The organism is Mesorhizobium sp. M7A.F.Ca.US.010.02.1.1 (assembly GCF_004023085.1).
In the GTDB taxonomy this organism is placed as follows: Bacteria; Pseudomonadota; Alphaproteobacteria; order Rhizobiales; family Rhizobiaceae; genus Mesorhizobium.
This window is the reverse complement of record NZ_RZRV01000003.1, coordinates 192870-218602: the sequence shown is the minus strand read 5'-3', so window position 1 is coordinate 218602 and position 25733 is coordinate 192870. Positions and strand designations below refer to the sequence as shown.

Genomic DNA, 25733 nt, shown 5'->3' with positions numbered 1-25733 from the left:
TCAGGCAACGGCATGGAGATGGGCTGGTTTGGCGGCGGGCGAAGGCTGTTGCCCGGCGGTCGATTGACCGAGGTAGAAGGCCCTGATGTCCTCGCGCTGGCGAAGCTCGGCGGCCGCACCAGTGAGAACGGAGACGCCGTTTTCGAGCACAGTGGCGTGGTCGGCATAACGGAGCGCCACCGCCGAATTCTGCTCGGCGACCAGGATCGACAGGCCGGTCTCGCGGTTCAGCTTTCTGAGCGTCTGGAAGATGTCCTGGACGATGAGCGGGGCGAGACCCATCGACGGTTCGTCGAGGACCAGCAGGCGCGGCCGCGACATCAGCGCCCGGCCGATGGCGGTCATCTGCTGTTCGCCGCCAGAAGTTAGGCCGGACAATGTCCGGCGCTTTTCCCTGAGCCTCGGGAAATAGCCGTAGATCCGCTCGAGATCTTCGTTGATCTCGGCGCGGCGGCCGCTGCGGCCAATGCCGCCGGCAACCAGATTTTCCTCGACGGTGAGGCTCTTGAAGCAGTGGCGGCCTTCCAGCACCTGGACCAGGCCGGCGCGCACGAGATCGCCCGGCTTGCGGCGCGAGACATCCGAGCCTTCATAGCGGATGGTGCCTGCATTGACCTGGCCGCGTTCGGCCGGCAGCAAATTGGAGACGGCCTTCAGCGTCGTGGTCTTGCCGGCGCCATTGGCGCCAAGCAATGCCAGGATCTGGCCGCGCCGAAGTTCGAAGCTGACGCCGTGCAGCGCCGTGATGGCGTGGTTGTAGGTGGCATGAACCGTATCCACGGCAAGAATGACGTCATCGTCCGGCATGGGGCTCTCATTTTGTGGTTCGATGAACCGAACAGGCCGGGCGCTGCGGAACCCTATCCGCTGCGCCCGGCTCTGCCCTGATCAGTTGGTGGTCACTGCGTTGGCATCATCCTCGGTGCGCAGCTTGATGCCCTTCTCGGCGGCGTAGGCCTCGGCGGACTTCTCGATGATTGGCCGCAGCAGCGCCCAGTCCGGCGCGATCCAGTCGGAGACGACGTTCCACTTCTTGCCGTCCCACTGCTGGAAGGTCACGTAGCCCTCGCCTTCGTGATTGTCCCAGCTGACATTGATCGAGTGGAACAGGTCCTTGGCGCCAAGCGCCTCGACTTTGGCCGGATCAAGCTTGAGGTGCTCGAAGCCCCAGCGGACCTCGTCGCCGGTCAGCGTGCGGTGGCCGAACTTCTCCTGCGCGACGCGGATCGCCTCGACATTGAGGATGCCGTTGACGATGCCGAGATTGTGGTAGACCGAGCCGATACGCGCCTTGTCTTCGAGGTTACCCTTGCCGGCGCCGTAGACCGTCTTCACGATCTCCTGAACCACCGGGTAGGAGTTGCCGGAAGCCTGGGTGGTGATGGCGGTGTAACCCTTGGCGGCGTCGCCGGCCGGGATGACATCCTCTTCCGAGTTCGACCAGACATTGCCGACGATGTGATCGACGGGAAAGCCGACCTTGACCGCCGTTTTCAACGCCACCGGGTTCATCACGCCCCACCCGCGCAGGACGACGAAGTCCGGCTTGGCGCGGCGGATCGTCAGCCACTGCGACTGCTGCTCGTTACCGGGATGCGGCACCTCGATCTGCTGCACGGTGAAGCCGTATTTCTGCGCCAGCAATTCATAGATCGGGATGGTTTCCTTGCCGTAAGGCGAGCCGTGATAGAGCACGACGATCTTCTTGCCCTTCAGTCTGTCGATGCCGCCTTCCTTGGAGGCGATGTAGTTCACGATGCCTGATGTCTCGCTGTAAGGATTGAGCAGCAGCGGGAAGACGTAGGGGAAAACGCGTCCATCTGTGGAATCGGTGCGGCCGTGGTTGACGGTGATCAGCGGCACCTTGTCGGCGGTGATGCGGTCGATCATGGCGTAGGCGATGCCGACCGAGAGCGGGTTCCAGGCGGCGGCACCGGCATGGCTCTTCTGCCGCTCGTAGCATTCGACGCCGCGCTCGACCTCGTACTGGGTCTCGCATTCGTCCCAGGTCAGCTTGACGCCGTTGACGCCGCCGTCGCGGATGTTGATGAGGTTGAGATAATCGATGAAGCCGCCGAAGAAGCCGGTGCCGCCGGCAGCATACGGCCCGACGCGATAGCTTTGCAGCGGGAAATACTGTTCGTCGGCGTGCGCGGCGGGCAAGGCCACCGACACGATCATCGCCGCAGACAGCGCCGCCGCCTTGATTGTGCTCAGGAAATTCATGGTTGAGGTACTCCCGGTATGGGCCGTCTTGGGTTCGGCCTCTGGTTCATTTTCAAACGTCGGTTCGGAGTGGATGCATGGGCTCAGGTCGACTGCCAGGCGAACACGAGCCGTCTTCGGACCCTGTCCCACAGCGCCACCAGCCCGTCGGGTTCAAGGATCAGAAACAGGATGATGAGCGCGCCCAGCACGATGCGCTGGCTCATGTCGAGCACGCCCGAATCGAAGAGATCGCCAAGCAGGAAGCCGCCGAGGCGCGACAGAGCGAGCGGGAAGACCACGATGAGGGCGGCGCCGAAAAATGCGCCGCGGATCGAAGCCAGGCCACCGATGATGATGATGAACAGTATCTGGAACGACCGGTCGAGGTCGAAGCCATCCGGCTCGACGGTCCGCAGATACGCGAAGGCCCAGATGACGCCGGCGACGCCGATGATGAAGGACGAGATGGCGAAGGCAAGCAGCTTGGTCTTCAGCACCGGGATGCCGATGATGCGGGCGGCGGTTTCATTGTCGCGGATGGCGATGAAGTTGCGCCCGGTCTGCGACGAGACCAGCCGATGGGCGAGGAAGGTCAGAACGGTGACGATGGTCAAGGCGAAGAGATAGCGGCCGATGGCGCCGTCGAGCGCGAAACCTGAAACCGATAGTCTTGGCGCGTCGATGACGCCTGACGCCGAGTTGTTGGAGAACCAGCTGAATTTGGTCAGTGCCCATTGCACGAAGAACTGCGCGGCAAGCGTCGAGACCGCGAGATAAAAACCCTTCAGACGCAGGCTCGGCAGGCCAAAGACGATGCCGATCGCGGCGGCGACGATGCCGGCCAGGAAGATGCTGCCGATCAGCGGCAGGCCTTCGATCCGCAGGTTGAAATTGTAGGCGGCGAAGGCGCCGGCCGCCATGAAGGCAGCACTCCCAAGCGAAACCTGGCCGGCATAGCCGGTGAGGATGTTCAAGCCCACGCCGGCGAGGCTGAGCGCCAGGAACGGCAGCAGGATGGCCTCGAACAGATAGCTCGAGCCGATCAGCGGCACGACACCATAGGCGAAGGCGAGCAGCAGCACGGGCGAGGCCCACTTCGGCAGCACCGGCGCGGCGACGAAATCGCTTGATATCGCGGTCATCGCTCAGATCCTCTCGACGAGCTTCTGGCCGAACAGGCCGGAAGGACGGATCAGCAAGAAGACCAGCGCGACGACATAGGCGAACCAGCTCTCGATGCCGCCGCCGAAATAGTCGCCGATATAGACCTCGGCGAGTTTCTCGCTGGCGCCGATCAGAAGCCCGCCGACGATGGCGCCGAGGATGGAATCGAAGCCGCCGAGCACCAGCACTGGCAGCGCCTTGAGCACCACCAGCGACAGCGAGAACTGCACACCGAGGCGCGCACCCCAGAGCAGTCCCGCCACCAGTGCGACAAGACCGGCAGCAGCCCAGACGGTGGCCCAGATCAGCGGCAGCCTGAGACCGACCGCGAGGGCCGCGAACTGATGGTCGGCGACGGCGCGAAAGGAGAGGCCGATGCGGGTGTAGCGGAAAAACAGCGACAGCAAGAGGACCATGCCGGCGGCAACCACTGCGGCAAAAATGTCGAACTGGCTGATCAGCACGCCGCCGATTTCCAGCGGCACGTCCTCGATGCCGAGATCGAGGCCGTGGACCTGCGTGCCCCAGATCAGCTGGGCGGCGCCCTCGATGATGTAGGACAGGCCGAGCGTCGCCATGAACAGTGTGATCGGCGGCTTGTTGGTCAGCGGCCGCAGCACCGTGCGCTCGATGGCGACACCCATGGCGACCATGATGGCGAAAGTGATCACCAGCGCCAGCGCGAACGGGATGCCGCGCTCGATAAGGCTGACGAAGGTGAGTGCCGCGAACAACAGCATCGCGCCTTGCGCGAAATTGAGCACGCCCGAGGTCTTGTAGATCAGCACGAAGCCGATCGCGACCAGCGAGTACATGACGCCGGAGAGCAGGCCGCCGACGAGCACTTCGATGAAGAACTGGTAGTCGAAATCGGCGATCATATGCCTGCCCCGTCCTCATTGTCCGAGGCGACGCCGAGGTAGGCATCGATGACGCGCTGGTCGTTCCTGACCTCGTCTGGCGTGGCGTCGGCGATCTTGCGGCCGTAGTCGAGAACGGCAATGCGGTCGGACAGGCCCATGACGACGCCGACATCGTGCTCGATCAACACCACGGTGGTGGCGAAACGATCGCGCGCGGCACGGACGAAAGCCGCCATCTCGCTCTTTTCGCTCGCGGTCATGCCGGCCATCGGCTCGTCGAGCAAAAGCAGGCGCGGCTGGGCCACCAGTGCGCGGGCCAGTTCGACACGCTTCTGCAGTCCGTAAGGCAAGGTGCCGACAAGACGGTCGCGAATGGCGGTGAGGTCGAGAAATTCGAGGATCTGTTCCGCGCGGCTGCGTGTTTCGCGCTGCTCGCCGCGCGAGCGGCCGATGCCGAGCACCTGGCCGGCAAAGTTGGAGCGAACCTTGTAGGCGAGGCCGGAAGCGACATTGTCGAGGACGCTGAGACCCTTGAACAGTGCAAGGTTCTGGAAGGTTCTGGCGACACCGAGGTGAGCCAACTGCTGCGTCGGCACCTGGGCATAGAAGGTGCCGTCGAGCCGGACGTGGCCGCGATCCGGCCGATAGACGCCGCTGATGACGTTGATCAGCGAGCTTTTGCCGGCGCCGTTCGGGCCGATGATGGCGCGAATTTCGCCTGGGTGAACCGACAGGTCGATATCGGCCAGTGCCACGACGCCGCCGAACGACAGGCCGATGCCCTGGAGCGAAAGCAGCGGAGCGGCGACACCAGCAACGGAGCCGATCGGCTCGCCGTCGTCTTCGGACTGCTGCTCCCGCGGGCTTGACGGCAGGCCGCGCGCAAAGACTTCCGGCGCATAGACCGAAGCGTCCATCACTCCGAGCGTATAACTGGGCAACGGCATTCCAATCGTCCTTGATTAGGCGCGCAAAACCTCATTGCCGCTCGACGGATCGAGCGCGCCGGCAACCTTCATGCGTGTGCTGGCCGGACCGTGGCGGGCCAGGCTGCGGGATGGCTACTCCGCCGCCAGCGACGCCGCCGCCTCGGCGTTTTCCAGTTCGCGGACCAGCGGGATGACATGCTTGCCGAAATACTCGACCTCTTCCTGGAAGTGCAGGAAGCCGAGCAGGATGATATCGGCGCCGGCGCGCTTCAGGTCGACGATGCGCTCGGCGACTTGCCTTGGCGTGCCGATCAGGTTCGAGCGGAAGCCGTCATTGTACTGGACCAGATCGTCGAAGGAGGATTTCGCCCAATTGCCCTCGCCTTCCGGCGAAGCCTTGCCGGCATTTTTCACCTCATGGCCAAAGGCGTTGACCGCCTCGGGGTTGGCCTTGGCAATGATTTCGGCGAGCACCGCCCTGGCCTCATCCTCTGTCTCGCGGACGACCGCGAAGGCGTTGACGCCAACCTTGACGGAATGGTTATTGGCCTTCGCCTTGGTCCTGAGGTCGTCGACCTGCTTGGCGATCTCGGCCGGCGTGTTGCCATTGGTGAAGTACCAGTCCGAGACCCGCGATGCCATGTCGCGCGCGGCGCGCGACGAGCCGCCCTGGAAGATTTCGGGCAGCGGCTGCGGCGGTTTCGGCTTCAGCGAATATTCGTTGAAGCGGTAGAAATCGCCACGGAAGGTGAAGCTGTCCTCGGTCCATATTCCGCGCAGCGCACGAATGAATTCCTCCGAGCGGCGATAGCGCTCGTCATGGTCGAGCCAATGCTCGCCGATGGCATGGAACTCGCCACGGAACCAGCCGGAGACGAGGTTGATCGCGACGCGGCCATTGGTGAGATAGCTGATGGTGGCGATCTGCTTGGCCGCCAGCGCCGGGTTCCACGGTCCGGGCAGGATCGCCGCGATGACCTTGAGCGTTGTGGTCGCCGCCAGCAGATCATGGCTGAACGCCACCGATTCATGCTGCTCGTCGGCGCCGTAGCCGGCGGTGAAGCGGATCTGGCTGAGGGCGTAATCGAAGCCGGACTTCTCGGCGATCTGCGCCAGCTTGCGATTGTACTCGGCCGAATGGTTGGTGCGCTGCTCGATGTTGGAGATCACCAGGCCGCCCGAAACATTCGGCACCCAGTAGGCAAACTTGATCGAGTCGGTCTCTGCGTGTCCCATGAACTGTCTCCCATTCAGGCCATCTCGTTGATCGATCCGACCGCAGCCGGTTTCGTCGGTATTTATTATGTTTATAGAATTTATATACAAAGAAGGATTTTCCGTTTTTGAGCCCCTCTTGGGACGGAAATACCAATTTTGCTCGGCCAACCCGGTTTGCCGGTGTCAGCTCATGACCGGACCCTGCGCGGCATTGGCGCCGATGGCCTGCGCTGACGGCAGCGTTACCAGCAGCTTGGCAATTTCAACCGCGACCGCCTGGGCATGGCGAGCGACTTCCGGCAGACCCATGAGCTCGCCGAAAGTCCCTCGTGCCAGCGGGCCGGCGACCAGGAGTGTCGCGACCGCCTCACCGTCCCGGCCGATCGCGCGGCTGTCGAGACCTGTCTCGATGCCAAGCCCATATTGGTCCGTCCTGATCAAGCCGGTTTCCGCCAGCGAGCTCAGCGCCGGGTTCAGCTGCAGCGCCTGCCCATGAGCCGGACCGGTGGTGTTGATGACGGCAGCGAAGCGCGCCGCCTCGATCCGGGTCTGCCCGCGCCGTTGAAAGCTGACAGCTAGGCTGCCGTCCTCATCGTTCGACGCGACAAGCCTGGCGGCAATGGTGTCGACTGTACCGGCGGCATGGCGCCGGTCGAGCACGGCGGCGACCTGCGGGGCGATCCTGAAACGATGCACGTCCCAGAACACGCGCAGCTGGCGGACCAGCCTTGCCCGCTCCGGCGGGGCAAGTGCGGCCCACAGCACCGGCCCCTGCAGGCGCAACTGGTCGAAGACCGACTGCCAGTTGACATTGGCCGCTCTTGCCGCTGCCAGCGTCGCGCGAATGGTCCTGAGCAGGCCGAGCGCCGTCGTCGCCGGCGCGGATGCAAAATCGCCAAAAGGCTCGCCCCTGACATCGGGGTGTCCGCGCGAGCGTAAGCCGCGGCGCGACAGCGTGAGGATGCGGCCACGATGGCCACGACGGTCAAGTTCGGCGACCATGTCGGCCGAGGTCAGCCCGGAGCCGACGATCAGCACCGAGGCGTCCGGCCCGATCCCGGCAAGCGCCGCGGCTGCGTATGGGTCGGCGATGAAACCCGGCGCTTCCGTCAGGTGGATCAACGCGGCTGGAATTGCAGGCTGCGGATGCGTTGCTGCTAGAACGACGATGTCGGAGGCGACCGGTCCGGCAGAGGTGTGCACGGTCCAGCCCGCGCCACTGGCATCGCGTGTCACGCGTGTGGCGGAACCTTCAACATGATGGACAAGGCCGGAATTGAGATGCGGCGCCAGATGCTCGGCAACATAGCGACCGAACACGCGCCGGCGCGGAAAAGCGTCGCCGTTCATCCAGATCGCATCCGGGTCGTGTTCGAGTTCTCCGCTGCCAGTCAACCAGCGTGCAAAATGCTGCGGGTCGTCGGGAGCCATGCTCATCCTGACCGCGGGAACATTGACCCGATGAGAGGGTTCCTCGCTGGAATAGGCAAGGCCACCGCCAATCAAGGGTCGCGGCTCGATCACGGAAATGGAAATGCGCTCCGGTCGAGGCATTTGCGCCAGGTGCCACGCCACCGCCGCACCGGAAAAGCCGCCGCCAATAATGGCGACGCGCAACCGCGAGGACGCAGGAAGCAAGTTCACGAGGCGCTGGCGAGCGACTTCGGCCGGTGGTCGCCGGCGATGGTTTCGCCGAACGGACCGGTGTTTACGGACGAGCCGGCTGCCTTGACCGGATGGTCGGTCGGCAGTTTCGGCAGCACCAGCTCGCCGAAGCGATAGGCTTCTTCGAGATGTGGATAGCCGGAAAGGATGAAGGTATCGATGCCGAGGCGCCGGTACTCGTCGATGCGCTCGGCGATCGTGTCGGGATCGCCGACAAGTGCGGTACCTGCGCCGCCGCGCACCAGGCCGACGCCGGCCCAGAGGTTGGGGGCGATCTCGAGCTTGGCGCGATTGCCGCCATGCAATGCGCTCATCCGCGCCTGGCCGACCGAATCCATGCGGGCAAAGACCTTCTGCGCCGAGGCGATCGTCGCGTCGTCGAGCCGGCTTATCAGCCTGTCGGCAGCGGCCCAGGCCTCCTCGGTGGTTTCGCGGGCGATGACATGCAGCCTAATGCCGAAGGAGAGCTTGCGGCCAGCCTTCTGCGCCAGTTCACGCATGCCGTCCAGCTTGCGCTCGACATCGGCTGGCGGCTCTCCCCAGGTCAAATATTTGTCGATCTCCTGCGCCGCCACCACGGACCCAGCGTCGGACGAGCCCCCGAAATACAATGGCGGATATGGCGTCTGCACCGGCGGAAACAGCAGCCGGCCGTCCTCGATGTGGAAATGCTTGCCCTCGTGCCCCACCGTCTCGCCGCTCAGCACCCGCTTGTAGATCTGCAAGAACTCCTGCGTCACCTCATAGCGTTCGGCATGCGACAGGAAGATGCCGTCGCCCTTGTTCTCCAGCGGATCGCCGCCGGTGACGACGTTGATCAGCAGGCGGCCATTGGAGATGCGATCCAGCGTCGCAGTCATGCGCGCGGCCAGCGTCGGCGACTGCAAACCGGGCCGCACGGCGACAAGGAAACGCAAGCGCTCGGTAATCGGCACAAGAGCCGATGCGATCACCCAGGAATCCTCGCACGAGCGGCCGGTCGGCAACAGCACGCCATAGTAGCCGAGCGTGTCGGCCGCCTTCGCCACTTGCGTCAGATACGGCAGATCGACCGATCTGCCACCCTCGGCCGTGCCGAGGTAGCGGCTGTCGCCATGCGTAGGCAGAAACCAGAGCACCTTGATGCGGTCTGGCACGACCCGGCTCATGGCCTTTCTCCCGCTGCCTGGCGAAGGCGGCCGGATATGCCTGCTTTGGTGAGTAGCTGATGCGAAAGAGTGGGCATGGCGTGGTCCTGTCCGGGTGGAAACCAGATCGCCAGTGCAGATTGCTTATTCCACAAACTCTGTAGAGTTAGTTTATTCCAATTCTGTCGCCGCTATTAGAATTTCTCTCTCTGGCAGGGAAAGGGGGCCGGCCCGAATACACGGGCCGGCCCCCTTCGTATCAGAACGCGGGTTCGACCGCGTTGACGTTGTCCTTGGTGACGACGGTCAGCGGGATGGGCAGCCGGTCCTTGACCTGCTTCCCGTCGATGATCTCGGCCATCGTGTTGATCGCCAGGCGGCCATCCTCGACGGGCGACTGGACGATGGTCGAGTACATCTCATTGGTGCGGATGGATTCGAACGCATCCTTCTGGCCATTGATGCCGACAATCGGCGGTGCGGCCTTGGAGGGGTTGGCCTCCTTCCATGCGTCGATGAAGCCGCGGGCCATCGTGTCGTCATTGGCGTAGACACCGCTGATCTGGTCGCCGAAGCGTGTGATCAGATCGCGGCTGACCACCAGTGCCTTTTGCTGGTCGAAGTCGGCATTGACCGTGTCGAGCACCTTGATGTCGGCATTGGTTTCCTTGAGACGGTCGGTGAAGCCGCTGACACGTCCGATCGTGGTGCCGTTGCCGGCCTGGCCGGCGATGATGACGACGGAGCCCTTGCCGCCGAGCGCCTTGCTCAGCGAGTCCGCCGCCAGCTTGCCTTCCTCATAGACATCAGGCCCGGTGAACGACTTGATGAACGGCTTGGCATCGTCGCTCATCGGCGAATTGATGAGGATCGCCGGAATGTTCGCCTGCTGCGCGCGCGCCAGTCCCGGTATGTAGGCCTGCGGGTCGAGCGGCCACAGGATGATGCCGTCGACCTTGCGCGCAACGCAGGTGTTGAGCTGCTCGGTGCCTTTCTGGACATCAAAATCCTGGCTGAGGCTCAGGATCTCGATGCCGAGTTCCGCGGCGCGCGCCTGAAGCGCCTTGTTGGCCGGCGTCGCATAGGCATGCGAATCCGCTGCCGTCACGTAGCAGACCGTCTTGGCGCTGGCCCAGCCCGTCGATGCCAGCACAGCCGCCATGGCGGCGACGTGAAGCATGCTTTTCTTGCCAATCATGTGTTCCTCCCAATCATGTGGTTCCTCCTTGAGTGATTGGATTGTCGCGAACGAGCGCCGGGCGCGTGCCCGGAGCCCTCCCCTTGGTGGTAACGGCCCGATCGAGCACGACGAGCAGGATCAGGATAAGCCCGGACACGACCTGCTGGACGTATGCGGGAACGGACTGGAACTCCATCGCGATGGTCAGCGAGCCGATTGTCAGCACGCCGCCGAGCGTGCCGAGCGCGGATCCCCTGCCGCCTTCGAGACGAGTTCCGCCGACAACGACCGCGGCAATGACGGCGACCGTCAATTCCGAGCCGAAGACGGGTGAGCCGGTGTTGGTGACGAGGCTCTGGAGAACCCCCGCCAGGCCGGCAAGCGTGCCGGCAAAGACAAAGCCGAGAAAGACGATACGGTCCGAGGCGATACCGCTTTCCTTGGCAGCCGCCGGGTTGGATCCCACCGCAAAGACGTTACGCCCAGGTATGGTGCGCGTCAGCCAGAAATGCAGCAGCACGATCAGGGCGATGAACAGCGCGCTGCGGAGGGTGAAGACATCGAGATAGATCTTGGCCAGCGCCAGGGAAAGCATGATGTCGGTTCCGGTCACCGGCTGGCTGTTGGTGATCCAGTGCGCGAGCGAGCGGAAGATGAGCATCGTCGCGAGCGTCAGCACGAGCGAATTCACCTTCAGGCCGACGACCAGCATGCCGTTGACGGCGCCTGCCAGGGTACCGACCAGGATGCCGACGATCGCGGCAGGGAGGATGCCGATCTCTCGCTGCAGGATGACCGATACGATGCCGGCCAGGGCAAACACCGCGCCACCGGAGAGGTCGATCTGGCCCGATATCAAAAGCACCGTCAGGCCGATCGCGATCAGGCCGATCGTCGCCGCCCGGTCGAGGCCGAGGCCGAGGGTCGATGCCGAGAGGTAGCCGGGGACCACCAGCGCGGAAATGACGAGCGTCAGACCGAGAATGACGATGACGCGATACTGCGAGACAAGCGAAAGAAAACGCATCACGACACGCCCCGCTTGCGCAGCGCCGCATCCATGCCGACGGCGCCGACGATCAGGATGCCGAGCACGAAACCCTGGATCGGCGTGCGCACACCGTCGAGCACCATGACGTTGGTCAGCAGTTGCACGAAGATGAGGCCGGCAATGGCCCGTGGCACCGATCCGAAGCCGCCGACGATCGACACGCCGCCGACCACCACCGCCGTGATGGCACTGAATTCGTAGCCGCCGCCGATGAGCGGCCGCGCGCTCTGCAGCGTCAGCCCGAGCAGGCCGCCGCTGATGCCGGAAGCGAGTGCTGTGATCACGAAGGCGCCAGCCTTCACGGCCTGCACCGGAACCGCACTTGCCTCGGCGGCGCTGTAATTGCCGCCGGTGGCAAGCGTCCATCTGCCCCAGAAGGAGCGGGACAGGACGAAATGGCCGACAAGAGCAATGACCAGGAAGATCAGCACCACGACCGGAATGCCGAACAGCCGGCCCTTGGCGAGTTCGGCGGAGGCGGGATTGCTGCCATAGACGATGACCCCGCCGACAGCCGCCTGGACGATGCCCAGTCCGATCGTGCCAATGCCGAGCGTGGCAATGATTGGATTGATGCCGACATATCCGACCAGGACCCCGTTGAGCAGGCCTATGAGGCCCGCGAGACCAACCGCCAGCACGAAGGCCGGCAGCGGTCCGATCATCGGCTGCAGCCCGAGCGACAGGATGGCGCCGCAGGCGATGGTGGCCGGCACCGACAGGTCGGCCAGGCTGCCGACCACGAGCACGAAGGTCATGCCGACGACGACGATGCCGACGATGGACATCGAGGTCAGGACGTTGAGCAAATTGCCTGATGTGAAGAAGGCGGGGCTGACGAAGGAGCCGTAGAGCATCACGGCGAGGATAGCGAAGGCCAGCCCCGCCTTCGACAGGACATCGACAAGCCTGCTGCCACGCGTAAAGCGGTCGTTGCGGTTCACGCCGCCGATCTCCATGGCAGCTTCGGTCACGCCGTCTCCTCCCCCGTGGCTAGCGCCATGATGCGCTCCTCGCTCAATTCGCTGCGCAGGAGAGGCTCGGAGGCATAGCCATCGCGCATCACCACCACGCGGTCGCAGACGCCGAGGATTTCGGGCAGCTCCGACGAGATCATCACGACCGCCATGCCGCCGGCGACGAGTTGGCCGATGATGTGGTGGATCTCGGCCTTGGCGCCGACGTCGACGCCCCGCGTCGGCTCGTCGAGGATCAAGGCCGAAGGTTTGGCGGCAAGCCATTTGGCGATGACCGCCTTCTGCTGGTTACCGCCCGACAGAAGGCTGATGCGCCGTTCGCCGTCGGGCGGTGAAATCGAAAACTGCTTGACCGAGTCCGCGGCAAGCGAGTGATCGGCGCTGCGGCTGATGCGCCCGAAACGGCTCAGGCGGCGCAGTATGGGCAGGCTGATGTTTTCCCGGATCGACATTCCAGGCACGACGCCGTCGCCCTTGCGATCTTCCGGAACATAGGCAATGCCTGCCCTGACCGCCTGGGATGGCGAGTTGATCGAGACCTCGCGTCCGTTGACGCTGACCGAGCCCTCGACAAGCCGCGACAGGCCGAAGATTGCGCGGGCGACCTCGGTGCGGCCAGCGCCCACCAGCCCCGTCAAGCCCAGTATCTCGCCGGCGCGTACATCGAAGCTGACATTGCGGAAGCGCGTGCCGTCGCTGATGCGTTCGACGCGCAGCACCGACTTGCCGATCTCGGCCGGGCTTTTCGGGAAGACATTGCTGACTTCGCGACCGACCATCAGCCTGATCATGTGAGCGGCATTTATGCCTTCGATCGGACGCGTCTCGATCATTGAGCCGTCGCGCAGCACAGTCACCTCGTCGGCGATTTCGAGCACCTCCTTCAGTCGGTGGCTGATGTAGATGATGGCGATGCCGTCATCGCGCATCTTGCGCAGGATCCGGAACAACGCCGCCGTCTCATGCTCGCTGAGGCTGGATGTCGGTTCGTCCAGGACGATGATCCTGGGCTGCGCCGCGTAGGCCTTGGCGATCTCGACGAGCTGCTGCTGGCTGATCGACAGGTTGCCGAGCCGTTCACGCGGGTTGATGGCCGCTCCGAGCTCATCGAGGACGGCGGTCGCAGCCCGGATCATCTCGCCCTTGCGCAGAAAGATCCACTTGCCCGGCATGCGGCCGAGATAGACGTTTTCGGCGACGCTCAGGTCGGCGACCAGATTGATTTCCTGATGCACCATGCGGATGCCGAGCGCCTGGGCGTCGGCGGGCCGGCGCATGCGCACCTCGGCGCCGCCGACCCTGATTGTGCCGCTGCTGGGTGCGTAGGACCCGTTGAGCACTTTCATGAGCGTCGATTTGCCGGCGCCGTTCTCACCCACGACCGCATGAACCGTGCCGAATTTCACGGCGAAATTGACGTTGGACAGAGCCTTCACGCCCGGGAACGTCTTGCTGATGCCTCGCATGTCCAGGGCGCAATCGGCGGCGACAGTCATATCTGGCTAGGTTCCTCCTGGCGGGTGGCCGATCATCCTTGGTATCGGCCGTCGATATGTTAGTATAATAGTCGCTTCAAACGCAATTCGACCCTCTTCGAACTGGCTTGAACGTCCGCGCTTTTGAACACGCGGCTCAGTCCAGGCTCTCGGTTGCGGATTGAATTTCTCGCCGCGGACGATGACTATTGCACTAATATAACAGTTCTGGCAAGCTGGATTCCGGCGGTCGTTATGGACATCAGGTGTCAACCGACCTCACCCTTGCATTGGGTGCATTCTAATTGACATTCTAATATAATCTGACCATTTCTGGTGAACGAAGACACGGATTTGCAATGGACCTGGATCCTTCGACGCTCAATCGGGCTCTTCCGCTCCGCGATCAGATCTATCACAAGATCCGCAACCTGATCGTCGTCGGGCAGTTGAAGCCGGGCGAGGTCATCAACGAGGTCGCCATCGCGGAGGCCCTGGGTGTGTCGCGCACCCCCGTTCGTGAAGCGGTCAAGCGCATCAGCGACGAGGGTCTGGTCAAGATCCTGGCGCAAACGGGCACCTATGTCGCTCCGATCAGCCGGGCCGACCTGGAAGAAGCCTATGTCATCCGGCGGGCACTGGAGATGGAGAGCGCCCGACGCGCGGCCGCCAAGTTCACACCGGCCGCCAGCGAATTGCTGGAAGACAACATGGCGGCGCACCGCCTCGCCATATCGCGAGGCAGATATGCCACCGCGATACAGCTCGACGATGTCTTTCACCGCACCATCGCCGAGATCTGCGGCCTGCCGATGATCTGGAGAGCCGTCGACATCTCAAAGGCACAGATGGATCGCGGCCGCTATCTCGCCATCCCCAAGCCGGGCTATGGCGAACAGACGATCGAGCAGCACGAGGCCATTTTCGACGCGCTGAAGCGCCACGACGCCGAGGGGGCGGCAAGGGCCATGGAACATCATCTCGAGACGTCGTTCCGCAACACGCTCGAAGTCGCCGCCGACCTTCTCGACTGAAACACCGCGAGCCACCGGCATGCAAAGAATGGGACTTTGTATCGGCGTGAAAGCCGAGGCGATCGCGGACTACAAGCGCGTCCACGCCGCCGTCTGGCCGGAAGTGCTCGACGTCATCAGTCGCGCCGACATCCGCAACTATTCGATCTTCCTGCGCGAACCGGAGAACCTTCTGTTCGCCTGCTGGGAGTATCACGGCAGCGACTTCGCCAGGGATGCGGCGCGGATGAGCGAGTCGCCGGCCATGCGCAAATGGTGGGAACTGTGCGACCCCATGCAGACGCCACTGCCGACGCGCGCCGACGGCGAATGGTGGGCGGCCATGGAAGCGGTCTTCCATCTCGATTGACCGTGTCCCGCGTGCGGCGGTCCGTTGTTTCATCCAGCCGTTTGCCGCCCTCAAACTGCGCCGCAAGGCGCACTCATTGCACGCTCACCTAACCGATCCGCCACTACGCCCCTGCAATCCAAGCCTTTCGCAACCGCACCTTGACCACTGACATTCTATTATATTAGTATTCCAAATCACTTTTGCCTCTCGGCGCTCCTTGTCGGGGGGAGCTTTTTCAGAGTTTGGGTCATGGCACGGTTCATCAAGCTGTCGGATATCGACAACATTCTTCTGGCGGTCGATCCGTTGAAAATCGGCGACAAAGCCGGGGACGTGGCGGCCAGGGCACGCATACCGCGCGGGCACAAAATGGCCTTGCGCGACATCGGCTCGGACGAGCCGATCGTGAAATACGGCCAGACCATCGGGTTTGCGCGGGAACCCATCGTCGCCGGCGACTGGGTTCACGAGCACAATGTGTATCTGCGCAATTTCGAACGCGACTACGTCTTCGGCACCAATACCAGGCAAACCGAGGTCGTTGCCGAGGCCGAGCGCGCTACTTTCATGGGTTACCGCCGGCCGAGCGGCAAGGTGGGCACGCGCAACTTCATTGCCGTCCTGACCTCGGTGAACTGCTCTGCCAGCGTCGCCCGGTTCATCGTCGACGAGGTCAACCGGTCTGGCATCCTGCGCGACTATCCCAATGTCGACGGCATCATCGCACTCGTCCACGGCACTGGCTGCGGCATCGACACCAAGGGCCCCGCTTACGACCTGTTGAAACGGACGCAATGGGGCTTTGCCACCAACCCCAATGTCGGCGGCGTGCTGATGGTCGGACTCGGCTGCGAAGCGTTCCAGATCCCACGCTGGATGCAGTCGTACAACATCGAGGAGAGCACGATTTTCCGCACGATGACCATCCAGGAAACCGGCGGCACGCGAAAGACAGTCGAGGCCGGCGTCAAGGCGATCGTCGACATGCTGCCTACGGTGAACGCCGCCGAAAGGACTCCGCAGCCGGCCTCCGAACTGGTGCTTGCGCTGCAATGCGGCGGATCGGACGGCTATTCCGGCATCAGCGCCAATCCGGCACTGGGTGCTGCGGTGGACCTGCTTGTCGGGCAAGGCGGCACGGCCGTGCTCTCGGAGACGCCCGAGATCTATGGCGCCGAACATCTTCTCGCCTTGCGCGCCGAGAGCCGCGCGGTGGGTGAAAAGCTGATCGAGCGCATCCGCTGGTGGGAGGATTATACCGCCAGGCACGACATGGAGATGAACAACAACCCTTCGCCCGGCAACAAGCTGGGTGGGCTGACGACCATCCTGGAGAAATCGCTCGGCGCCTCCGCCAAGGGCGGCACCACCAATCTGCGCGCGGTGCTGGAATATGCCGAGCCGATCAACGAGCGCGGCCTCGTCTTCATGGATACGCCTGGCTACGATCCGGTCTCGGCCACCGGGCAGGTCGCCGGCGGAGCCAACATATTGTGCTTCACCACCGGCCGCGGTTCGGCCTTCGGCTGCAAGCCGACGCCCTCGATCAAGCTCGCCTCCAACAGCTTCATCTTCGAGCAGATGCGCGAGGACATGGACATCAATTGCGGAGACATACTGGACGGCGTCTCGCTGGCCGAGAAGGGCGAGGAGATCTTCGCCGAGATCCTGCGCGTCGCTTCCGGCGGGCGCACCAGGTCGGAAGCGCTCGGCTATGGCGACAACGAGTTCGTGCCATGGAGCCTCGGCGCGACGATGTAGCGATATCGCCCGCCTGCACAGGCCGGCCTTTATCCCGGAAGTAGCTCAAACGGAAAGAACCGCTCGACATGAACAGGATTGATCTTGACGGCCAGCACGCTGTGGTCACCGGCGGCGCCCAAGGCCTCGGCTTTGCGATGGCCAGACGCTTCGTCGCCTCCGGCGCGACGGTAACCTTGTGGGATCTCGATGAGGCTCGCCTCGAAACCGCCAAGAAGGAACTCGGCAACGCCGCCACGACAGAGATCGTGGACGTCGCCGATTGGGTGTCGGTGGACGCGGCGCGCGCCAGGACCGAAGAGCTGGCCGGCAACATTTCCATTCTGGTCAATTCCGCCGGAATCGCCGGCCCGGCCGTCCCGCTCGACGTCTACGACATCGAGACGTGGAAAAAGGTCATCGACGTCAACGTCAACGGTACGTTCTACGTCAATCGCGCCGTGGTTCCCGGGATGAAGGAGCGCAATTACGGGCGGATCGTCAACATCGCTTCGGTCGCCGGCAAGGAGGGCAACCCCAACGCCTCCGCCTATTCAGCCTCGAAGGCGGCGGTCATCGGCTTGACCAAGTCGCTCGGCAAAGAACTGGCGCAGTACGACATCGCCGTGAACTGCATCTCGCCGGCCACGGCACAGACGCGCATCCTTGAACAACTGACGCCGGAGCATATCGAATATATGCGCTCGCGCATTCCGCGCGGCCGCCTGTTGGAGGTCGATGAGGCCGCTGCCATGGTCGCCTGGCTCGTCTCCAAGGAGAACAGTTTTACAACCGCCTCCACGTTCGACCTGTCGGGTGGGCGGACGACCTATTGAAAGGCAGTTGACGTTCAGCCAGGCAACCGACCGAGACCAATCGCAAAGCGCTCCACCATCGCGAGGCCAGGCTCGCTGGGCCGCATCGCCGGAGCCCGGGCGTGTATCGGGATGCCTGCGCGGGCGCCGAACAGCCGCTTGCCATAGCAGATCAAGTTTTCGATGCCTTGCATGACGAAGACCGCTGCCGGCAACATTCTTGCATATTCAGCCTCGGCCGTGGCTTCGCCTCCGGCGCGGAACGCATGATAGGCGCGCACGGCATAGTCGGCGCAATCCGGCGCCAGGATCATGCCGCGGCAACCGATGCGGAAATTGTCGATCAGTTCCAGGCCGCCACGCCCGTTGAAAACCGGTATCCGGCCATCGGTGCGCTCGATCAGCCCGGCGATGTCGGTAACCGGACCCTCGCCCTTGATCAGCCTAACGTTGGGATACAGCGTGACGAGGTCGCGGATTTCGTCTGATGAAAGGCCGCGCCCGAAAAACGCCGGCGCGTTCTGGATCGCCACCGGCAGATCGGTCGCCTCGGCAACGCGGCCGAAGAACTTGATGTATTCCGGCGCACCATAGGACCCAACCGGCGGCGGCTGCAGGATCACCCAATCCGCTCCCACGCTTTCAGCATGGCGAACCTGTGCGACCTGCTCGGCCACCGAAGCGCCGAAGATGGTGAAAGCGAGTGGCACTTTTCCGTCGGTGTCTTCCGCCGTCCAGTCCATGATCGTCCGGCGCTCGGCCTCGGACAGCTTGGCGACTTCCGTCGCCAAGCCGAGCGCCGCCATGCCGTGCACGCCGCTCGCCAGGCAGATCTCGACCTGCCTGCGCATCGCCGCGCGGTCGAGTTTTTCGTTCTCATCAAAGAGCGCGTAGAGAATGGCGTGAATGCCGTGGAAATCATAAGGTTTGAATTTTGTCACGCGGACCTCAATGGCTTTCGCGTTGAATGGCGTGGCCACGGCATCCGACGAGAAAATCGAGGTCGGCGCCGCGATCCGCCTGCAGCACATGGTCGACGTAAAGACCCTGATAGCCGCCGCGCATAGCCGGCTGCGGCGGAGCCCAGGATGTCCGCCGCTTTGCGAGTTCCTGTTCTGACACGTCGAGATGCAGCTTCCTTGCTTCGACATCGAGCTCGATCATGTCGCCGCTCCTCACCAGCGCCAGCGGGCCGCCGACAGCGGCTTCGGGTGCGGCATGCAGCACGACGGTGCCGAAGGCGGTGCCCGACATGCGGGCATCGGAGATACGGATCATGTCGCGGACGCCTTGCTTCAACAGCTTCTGAGGCAGCGCCATGTTGCCGACCTCGGCCATTCCCGGATAGCCCTTGGGGCCGCAATTCTTCAGCACCATGATCGAGCCCTCGTCGATGTCCAGCAAGGGATCGTCGATGCGCGCCTTGTAGTCGTCAATGTCCTCGAAGACGACGGCGCGGCCGCGATGCTTCATGAGAGCTGGCGACGCGGCTGACGGTTTGATGATGGCGCCGTCGGGCGCCAGATTGCCGCGCAGCACCGCGATGCCGCCGTGCGATGTCAGCGCCTTGTCGCGCGGGCGGATCACCTCCGGATTGTAGTTTTGGGCGTCAGTGATGTTCTCGCGCACGCTCTTGCCGGTGACGGTCAGCGCATCGAGATCGAGCATGTCGGCGATCTCTTTCATGACGGCCGGAATACCGCCGGCGTAGCAGAAATCCTCCATCAGGAAACGGCCTGACGGCATCAGGTCGAGGATGGTCGGCACGTCGCGGCCATATCGATCCCAATCATCCAGGGTCAGCTCGGTGCCGACGCGGCCGGCGATGGCCAGGAGATGCACGACCGCATTGGTGGAGCCGCCGATCGCGCCATTGACGCGGATGGCGTTGGCGAAAGCTTTTCTCGTGAGGATAGCCGACGGGCGCAGATCCTCATTGACCATCACGACGATGCGCCGCCCCGTCATGCGGGCGATGCGGCTGCGGCGCGCGTCGACCGCCGGATAGGCAGCGTTACCGGGCAGCGCCAGGCCGAGCGACTCGACCATGGAAGCCATGGTCGAGGCCGTGCCCATGGTCATGCAGTGACCGGGCGAGCGCGACATGGCGCTCTCGGCATTGGCGAAATCCTGCTCGCTCATCACACCGGCGCGAACGTCTTCCGAAAATTTCCACACATCGGTGCCGGAACCGATTTCGTGGCCCTGGAAGCGGCCATTAAGCATCGGCCCGCCGGAGATGGCGATCGACGGCAGGTCGCAGGAGGCCGCGCCCATGACCAGCGACGGTGTGGTCTTGTCACAGCCGGCCATCAGCACGACGCCGTCCATCGGGTTGCCGCGGATCGCCTCCTCGACATCCATCGAGGCGAGGTTGCGAAACAGCATCGCCGTCGGCCGCAGATTGGACTCGCCGCAAGAGAAGACCGGGAATTCGAGCGGCAGGCCGCCGGCTTCCAGCACGCCGGCCTTGATGTGCTCGATCAGAGCACGGAAATGCACGTGGCAAGGCGTGAATTCGGAGAATGTGTTGCAGATGCCGATCACCGGACGGCCGTCGAAGGCATCGTCGGGCAGGCCGTTGTTCTTCATCCAGCTGCGGTGGATGAAGGCATCCTTGCCCAGCCCGCCGAACCAATGCTGCGATCGTCTCTTGGTCATGGTCTTTCCGGCGTTCAGGCGGGATGCTGCAGCTGGCTCAGCCCGCCATCGACGACGAGCGTCGCCGCGTTCATGAACGGGCATTCGTCGGAGATCATGAACACCGCAGCCCGCGCGATCTCGCGCGCCGTGGCGATGCGGCCGCCGGGATGCAGCGCCATGGTGTTGGCGCGTGCTGCGGCCGGATCGGCAAAGCTGTTCCAGTAGTCGATCGCCTTCTGCGTCTCGACATAGCCCGGCGCCAGCGCGTTCACGCGCACGCCTTGCGCCGCATATTCGAGCGCCAGCGATTTGGTCAGGCCGAGCAGCGCGTGCTTGGCGACGGGATAGGGGAAGGTGTGCGGAATGATGGTGAAGCTGTGCGTCGAGGCGATGTTGAGGATGGCGCCGCCGCCGCTTGTAATCATGCCCGGCAGCACAGCCTTGCTGCAATTCCAGGCGCCCTTGACGTTGACGTCGAAATTGCGGTTCCACTCTTCCTCGGTCGCCTTGAGCGGCGTCGAGAACACATTGACCCCGGCATTGTTGATCAGCGCGTTGATGTGGCCGATTTCGTCGGTCGCTTGGCCGACGGCAGTGGCAATCGCGGCTCCGTCGCTGATGTCGGCTGCCGCATGCCCGACATGGCCGTGCGGCGCGGCAAGGCCGGCGACGGCCTTGTCCAGCAGTGCGCCGTCGCGGTCGACGAGGAACAGTCTTGCACCTTCGGCAAGGCAGGCCTCGGCGATGGCCAGCCCGATGCCTTGCGCGGCGCCGGTCAGGAAGATGCGTTTGCCGGAAAGGCGCTCAGCCATTTTTGTCCCTCCAGCTTAGCGCCGGCCCAGTGCCGACGAGCGCAGATTGTCGAGCAGCACGGCCAGCAGCAGGATCACGCCACGTACGATGTACTGGTAGAAGGCCGGGATGTTGAGCAGGTTCATGGCGTTTTCGGCGATGCCCATGATCAGCACGCCGACGATGACGCCCGACATGGTGGCGCGGCCGCCGGCAAGCGAAACACCGCCGAGCACGCAGGCCGAGATGACCGAGAGTTCGAGCCCGACCGCCGCGTTGGGCTGGCCGGAGGTGATGCGCGACGCCAGCAGGATGCCGGCGATGCCGCAGACGACGCCCTGCAGCGCAAAAATCCAGATGCGCGTCCGGTCGACATTGACGCCGGCAAGACGCGAGGCCTCCGGATTGCCGCCGATGGCCAGCGTGTTCTTGCCGAAGACGGTGCGGTTGAGGACGAAGCCGAAGATGCAAAACAGGATAGCGAGCACCCAGACCGGCGTCGGTATGCCGAGCAGTTTCGAGAGCGCCAGCTGATAGAAATCCGAGCTGTTGATGCCGACGGCACGGCCGTCGGACGCGATCAGCGCAAAGCCGCGCACGATCTGCATGGTGGCCAGCGTCGTGATCAGCGCGTTGATGCGGAATTTGGCGATGACGACGCCGTTGATGAAGCCGACGAAAGCGCCGCAGGCGATTGCCGCCAGCAGGCCAAGCAGGATCGAGCCGGTGTAATTCGACGCCATCACAGCGACCATGCCGGCAAAGGCGACGATCGAACCGACCGACAGGTCGAAGTCGCGCGCGGCGAGGCAGAACATCATGGTGCAGGCGACGATGCCGACGGTGACCACCGACTGCAGCAGGCCGAGCATGTTGCGGTCCGTAAGGAAGTTCGGCACCAGAGCCGACACCAGCGCGAAGGCGACGACGAAGATGACGACGAGGCCCTGTTCGCCGAGCAGGATTTTTTTCAACTGGTCGGTCATGCCAAAGTCCTCAGGATGCGATCGCGTCGGGAGTTTTCTGATCGGGGAGAGCGGCGGCCAGGATCGCCCTTTCGGCGAACTGGTCGCGGGTGAGTTCAGCGCTGACGCGGCCACCGCACATCACCAGAATACGGTCGCAGATGCCCATCACTTCCGGCAGTTCGGACGAGACCACGACGATCGCCATGCCGTCCTGCGCAAGCTGGTAGAGCAATTCGTAGATTTCCGATTTGGCCCCTACGTCGATGCCGCGCGTCGGTTCGTCGACAATGAGAACCCGCACCCCTTGTTCGGACAGCCAGCGGCCAAGGATGACCTTCTGCTGGTTGCCGCCGGAGAGATTGATGATGTCCTGCTTGCGCGACGGCGTGCGCACCTTGAGCTTCTTGATGAAGGTTTCGGCGATGGCGATCTCGCTGGCGCGGTTGAGCACGCCGAAGCGCGTGTGATGGCGCCGCGACGAGATGTTGATGTTCTCCTCGACCGAGCGGCCCTGGATGATGCCGTCATGCTTGCGATCCTCCGAGCACAGCACGATGCCGGCCCGGATCGTGCCACGCGGATCGGCGGCACGGACCAGCTTGCCGTCGACGGTGATGCTACCGCCCGAGCGCGGATCGGCGCCATAGACCAGCCGCATCAGTTCCGAGCGCCCGGCGCCGATCAGGCCGAAGAAGCCGACGATCTCGCCTGCCCTCGCCTCGAAACTGGCCGGCGTCTTCAGTTTGGGGCCGCTGAGAGCGTCGACCTTCAGGCGGACATCGCCCGTTTTTCGTGCGCGAAAACCCCAGATATCCGAAATCTCGCGGCCGACCATCTCGGCGACGACCTGGTCGCGGGTGACGCCTTTCAGCGACGCATGGTGCGCCGCGAGCTTGCCGTCGCGCAGCACGGTCAGGCTGTCGCAGAGCCGGAACACTTCGTCGAGCCTGTGCGAGACATAGATGATGACCTTGCCTTCGCCGCGCAGGCGGTCGATCAGGGCAAACAGGATTTCGCTTTCGCGCGAGGAAAGCGACGAGGTCGGTTCGTCCAGCGCGATAACGCGTGCGTCGAGCATGACCGCCTTGGCGATCTCGACCATCTGGCGTTCGCCGATCGACAGCGTCTTGACCTTGCGGCGCATGTCGATGTCGATACCGGCCGATTTCAGCTTGGCGCCGACGTCGTCCAGCATCCGGCGGCCGGCGATGATGCCGGCGTTGGCGGGGAAACGACCGAGGCTGAGGTTTTCGGCAACGGTGAGTTCAGGAACGAGTTGCAGTTCCTGATGAATGACAATGACGCCATTGTCGAAGGCATCCCGGGTCGAGGTATAGGCCTGAACCCTACCGTCAATGCGGATCTCGCCCTGATCGGCATGCTGGTCACCGGACAGTATCTTGATCAGGGTGGATTTGCCGGCGCCGTTCTCGCCCATCAAACCATGCACGGCGCCTTTGTCGACACCGAACGAGACGTCCGACAGCGCCTTGACGCCCGGATAGGTCTTGGTGATGTGCGAGAAGTCGAGAAAGGACACGGGCAGCGATCCTCTTATGGAATGGCAAACAGGCGGCGGGATGAGCCGCCGCCTGTTTGTACAGGGAGGATTATTCGATGCCGAGACCCTGGCGGACCTTCTGGTAGTCGTCGCGCTTGGCGAGTGCACCCGAGGTCAGGATCAGCTTCTCCGGCTCCTTGTTGTTGGCAACCCAGTCATACATGTTGAGCGCCGTCTCGTAGCCATGACGCTTCGGCGAGATGATCACGGTGCCGACGAAGCCGGTGGCCGTCGGCTTCTTAAACTCGTTGATCGCCGAATCCGCGCCGCCAATGCCAACACCGATCATGCCGTCCGCCGGAATGCCAACGCTTTCGGCTGCACGCACGGCGCCGAGCACCGCTTCGTCGTTGAGGCCGAAGGAAACCCACTTCTTGATGTCGGCATGGGCGTTGAGCACGACCGTCGCCGCATTGAGGGCAGCTTCCGTGTCGGTCTTGGCCTGCGGGGCGTCAAAAATGTTCTCGGCCTTGAAGCCGTTTGCCTTCAGCACCGAGATGGCACCTTCGACGCGATCGACCGCCGTCGGCAGCTGGTCGTAGGAGACGCGGATGGCGCCAACCTCGTCGGCTTTCCAGCCGCGCGCCTTCATTTCGTCGACGATCGCCTGGCCGACGGCTTCGCCGATCTTGGTGGCCGAAATGCCCATATGCGGGACGTCTTCCAGCGCCTTGCCGTCGGCGCCGACCAGACGGTCGTCGACAGTCATCAGCTTGAGATTGTTGGCGGCGGCCTTGGCGACGATGCCGGGGCCAAGCTTCACGTCCGGTGTGCAGACGATGAAGCCCTGGGCGCCCTGGGCGCCGAGATTGTCGATCGCCGACATCAGCTTCTCACCGTCCTCGGCGCCGATCTTGACCAGGGTAAAGCCCTTCTCCTTGGCGGCCTGGTCGGCGAACTTCCATTCGTCCTGGAACCACGGCTCCTCGGGCTGCTTGACGATGAAACCGATCTTGGTGTCCTGAGCATATGCAGCGATGGTCGTGACGGACAGCACGGCAAGCGCGCCCGCGACGAGCGCGGTCTTCAAAAGTCGCATGATTACCTCCCAGCGATAGACCGGGCGCTCAGCCCGGATGCCGGAGTGTCTAATCGTTTTTATCATACTCGTCAATTGATCTGGTATGATAATTAATGTACATGCTCTGACCAGCAATCGCTGGCGCAATCAGTCCGCATCCGTTAATGGCGGATCGGTTGTGCGAAACCAGCGGTTCGCCGCCTTGGAGGAGGGCTGAGGTGACCGGGACTTTGAAGAAACCGCAAGGCGACACAGCCACTCGCCGCCCGCGCGTCATGCCCGATGTGACCAAGGCAATGGCCTCAGACATCTTTTCCGGGCGCTACCCGGCCGGATCCTCCTTGCCGACCGAAAACGAACTCGGCGTCGAATATGGTGTCAGCCGCACTGTCATCCGCGAGGCCCTGAAAGTGTTGGCGGCAAAGGGGCTGGTGCTGTCGCGGCCGCGCGTCGGCACGATCGTCTGCAACGAGGACGACTGGAACATCATCGACCCACAGGTGCTGGCCTGGCACGCGCCGCATGCACTGGACGACAAGCTGTTCGACGCCATCCTCGAAACGCGCCGCGCCATCGAACCGCTGGTCGCCGAACTGGCGGCCACGCGCGCAACGCTGCAGGAAATAGCCGATCTCGAAGCGGCATGGCGCGGCATGGCCGGCGCCGGCGAGGATCTCGCCGCCTTCTCGCGCAGCGACATCGCTTTCCACCAGATCGTCTATGCCGCGAGCCATAACCCGATCTTTCGCCAGATCGGCAATCTCATCGACACCGGGCTGAAATTCTCGCTCGAGGCGACGGCGGTGATTTCGCTCGACCGGCGCATGGAGGCCGTGGCGGCGCACCGCGAGGTGGTCGAGGCGCTGCGCATGCGCGACGCCGAGGCGGCGCGTGGGGCCGCAAACAAGATCCTCGACCTTGCGGCGCGCGACCTCGTCAGCGCCAAGAAACTCAAGAGCAACTGAGATTGC

At 63.5% G+C, this 25733-nt stretch carries 23 protein-coding genes; 5 read left to right on the top strand and 18 right to left on the bottom strand.

What is annotated here, in order from left to right:
* The 12 genes from EOA19_RS04510 to EOA19_RS04455 all read right to left on the bottom strand — a co-directional run bounded on the left by EOA19_RS04510 (position 1) and on the right by EOA19_RS04455 (position 13878).
* Complete coding sequence (locus EOA19_RS04510) at positions 1-807, bottom strand: ABC transporter ATP-binding protein (RefSeq protein WP_128302827.1); 807 nt, start codon at positions 805-807, stop codon at positions 1-3.
* A gap of 81 nt (positions 808-888) precedes the next feature.
* Positions 889-2226 (bottom strand): ABC transporter substrate-binding protein, encoded by a 1338-nt coding sequence (locus EOA19_RS04505; protein ID WP_128302826.1) that lies wholly within the window; start codon positions 2224-2226, stop codon positions 889-891.
* 83 nt (positions 2227-2309) lie between these two features.
* The gene (locus EOA19_RS04500; protein ID WP_128302825.1) at positions 2310-3350 is read right to left on the bottom strand and encodes a branched-chain amino acid ABC transporter permease; all 1041 of its coding nucleotides are present in this window, start codon (positions 3348-3350) and stop codon (positions 2310-2312) included.
* Between the two features lie 3 nt (positions 3351-3353).
* Positions 3354-4253, bottom strand: a complete 900-nt coding sequence (locus EOA19_RS04495; RefSeq protein WP_128302824.1) for a branched-chain amino acid ABC transporter permease — start codon at positions 4251-4253, stop codon at positions 3354-3356.
* Positions 4250-5182 carry an ABC transporter ATP-binding protein gene (locus EOA19_RS04490; RefSeq protein WP_128302823.1) on the bottom strand — a complete coding sequence of 311 codons (933 nt, stop codon included), beginning with the start codon at positions 5180-5182 and terminating at the stop codon, positions 4250-4252. Before EOA19_RS04490 ends, EOA19_RS04495 begins: the two co-directional genes overlap by 4 nt.
* 114 nt (positions 5183-5296) lie before the next feature.
* Entirely contained in the window at positions 5297-6400 is a 1104-nt protein-coding gene (gene sfnG / locus EOA19_RS04485; protein ID WP_128302822.1) for a dimethylsulfone monooxygenase SfnG, read from the bottom strand.
* Between the two features lie 165 nt (positions 6401-6565).
* Entirely contained in the window at positions 6566-8026 is a 1461-nt protein-coding gene (locus tag EOA19_RS04480) for an FAD/NAD(P)-binding protein (RefSeq protein WP_128302821.1), read from the bottom strand.
* The gene (gene ssuD / locus EOA19_RS04475; protein ID WP_128302820.1) at positions 8023-9195 is read right to left on the bottom strand and encodes an FMNH2-dependent alkanesulfonate monooxygenase; all 1173 of its coding nucleotides are present in this window, start codon (positions 9193-9195) and stop codon (positions 8023-8025) included. The genes EOA19_RS04480 and ssuD overlap by 4 nt, the downstream gene beginning before the upstream one ends.
* Positions 9196-9433: 238 nt before the next feature.
* Positions 9434-10372 carry a sugar ABC transporter substrate-binding protein gene (locus EOA19_RS04470; protein ID WP_128302819.1) on the bottom strand — a complete coding sequence of 313 codons (939 nt, stop codon included), beginning with the start codon at positions 10370-10372 and terminating at the stop codon, positions 9434-9436.
* 13 nt (positions 10373-10385) lie between these two features.
* Positions 10386-11381 (bottom strand): ABC transporter permease, encoded by a 996-nt coding sequence (locus EOA19_RS04465; RefSeq protein ID WP_127322263.1) that lies wholly within the window; start codon positions 11379-11381, stop codon positions 10386-10388.
* Positions 11381-12379 (bottom strand): ABC transporter permease, encoded by a 999-nt coding sequence (locus tag EOA19_RS04460; protein WP_245486056.1) that lies wholly within the window; start codon positions 12377-12379, stop codon positions 11381-11383. Before EOA19_RS04460 ends, EOA19_RS04465 begins: the two co-directional genes overlap by 1 nt.
* Entirely contained in the window at positions 12376-13878 is a 1503-nt protein-coding gene (locus EOA19_RS04455) for a sugar ABC transporter ATP-binding protein (RefSeq protein WP_128302818.1), read from the bottom strand. The genes EOA19_RS04460 and EOA19_RS04455 overlap by 4 nt, the downstream gene beginning before the upstream one ends.
* Before the next feature lie 338 nt (positions 13879-14216).
* On the opposite strand from EOA19_RS04455, the gene EOA19_RS04450 reads away from it, so the two are divergent.
* From EOA19_RS04450 to EOA19_RS04435, 4 genes are all read left to right on the top strand, one after another.
* Positions 14217-14891 carry a GntR family transcriptional regulator gene (locus tag EOA19_RS04450; protein ID WP_128302817.1) on the top strand — a complete coding sequence of 225 codons (675 nt, stop codon included), beginning with the start codon at positions 14217-14219 and terminating at the stop codon, positions 14889-14891.
* A gap of 19 nt (positions 14892-14910) precedes the next feature.
* Positions 14911-15240, top strand: a complete 330-nt coding sequence (locus EOA19_RS04445; protein ID WP_128302816.1) for an L-rhamnose mutarotase — start codon at positions 14911-14913, stop codon at positions 15238-15240.
* A gap of 231 nt (positions 15241-15471) precedes the next feature.
* Positions 15472-16983 (top strand): altronate dehydratase family protein, encoded by a 1512-nt coding sequence (locus tag EOA19_RS04440; protein WP_128302815.1) that lies wholly within the window; start codon positions 15472-15474, stop codon positions 16981-16983.
* A 68-nt stretch (positions 16984-17051) separates the two neighbouring features.
* Entirely contained in the window at positions 17052-17798 is a 747-nt protein-coding gene (locus tag EOA19_RS04435) for an SDR family NAD(P)-dependent oxidoreductase (RefSeq protein ID WP_128302814.1), read from the top strand.
* 14 nt (positions 17799-17812) lie between these two features.
* Here EOA19_RS04435 and EOA19_RS04430 read toward each other — a convergent pair whose 3' ends face one another.
* The 6 genes from EOA19_RS04430 to EOA19_RS04405 all read right to left on the bottom strand — a co-directional run bounded on the left by EOA19_RS04430 (position 17813) and on the right by EOA19_RS04405 (position 24780).
* Positions 17813-18718, bottom strand: coding sequence for a dihydrodipicolinate synthase family protein (locus EOA19_RS04430; protein WP_128302813.1), 906 nt, complete (start codon positions 18716-18718; stop codon positions 17813-17815).
* A 7-nt stretch (positions 18719-18725) separates the two neighbouring features.
* Complete coding sequence (araD, locus tag EOA19_RS04425) at positions 18726-20438, bottom strand: L-arabinonate dehydratase (RefSeq protein WP_128302812.1); 1713 nt, start codon at positions 20436-20438, stop codon at positions 18726-18728.
* A 14-nt stretch (positions 20439-20452) separates the two neighbouring features.
* Positions 20453-21232, bottom strand: a complete 780-nt coding sequence (locus tag EOA19_RS04420) for an SDR family oxidoreductase (protein WP_128302811.1) — start codon at positions 21230-21232, stop codon at positions 20453-20455.
* A 15-nt stretch (positions 21233-21247) separates the two neighbouring features.
* The gene (gene araH / locus EOA19_RS04415; protein WP_023811524.1) at positions 21248-22198 is read right to left on the bottom strand and encodes an L-arabinose ABC transporter permease AraH; all 951 of its coding nucleotides are present in this window, start codon (positions 22196-22198) and stop codon (positions 21248-21250) included.
* 10 nt (positions 22199-22208) lie between these two features.
* The gene (gene araG / locus EOA19_RS04410; RefSeq protein ID WP_128302810.1) at positions 22209-23720 is read right to left on the bottom strand and encodes an L-arabinose ABC transporter ATP-binding protein AraG; all 1512 of its coding nucleotides are present in this window, start codon (positions 23718-23720) and stop codon (positions 22209-22211) included.
* 70 nt (positions 23721-23790) lie between these two features.
* Entirely contained in the window at positions 23791-24780 is a 990-nt protein-coding gene (locus EOA19_RS04405; protein ID WP_023811522.1) for an arabinose ABC transporter substrate-binding protein, read from the bottom strand.
* A 200-nt stretch (positions 24781-24980) separates the two neighbouring features.
* Between EOA19_RS04405 and EOA19_RS04400 the strand changes: the two genes are divergently transcribed.
* Positions 24981-25727 carry a FadR/GntR family transcriptional regulator gene (locus tag EOA19_RS04400; RefSeq protein WP_128302809.1) on the top strand — a complete coding sequence of 249 codons (747 nt, stop codon included), beginning with the start codon at positions 24981-24983 and terminating at the stop codon, positions 25725-25727.
* The last annotated feature ends 6 nt before the right edge of the window (positions 25728-25733 follow it).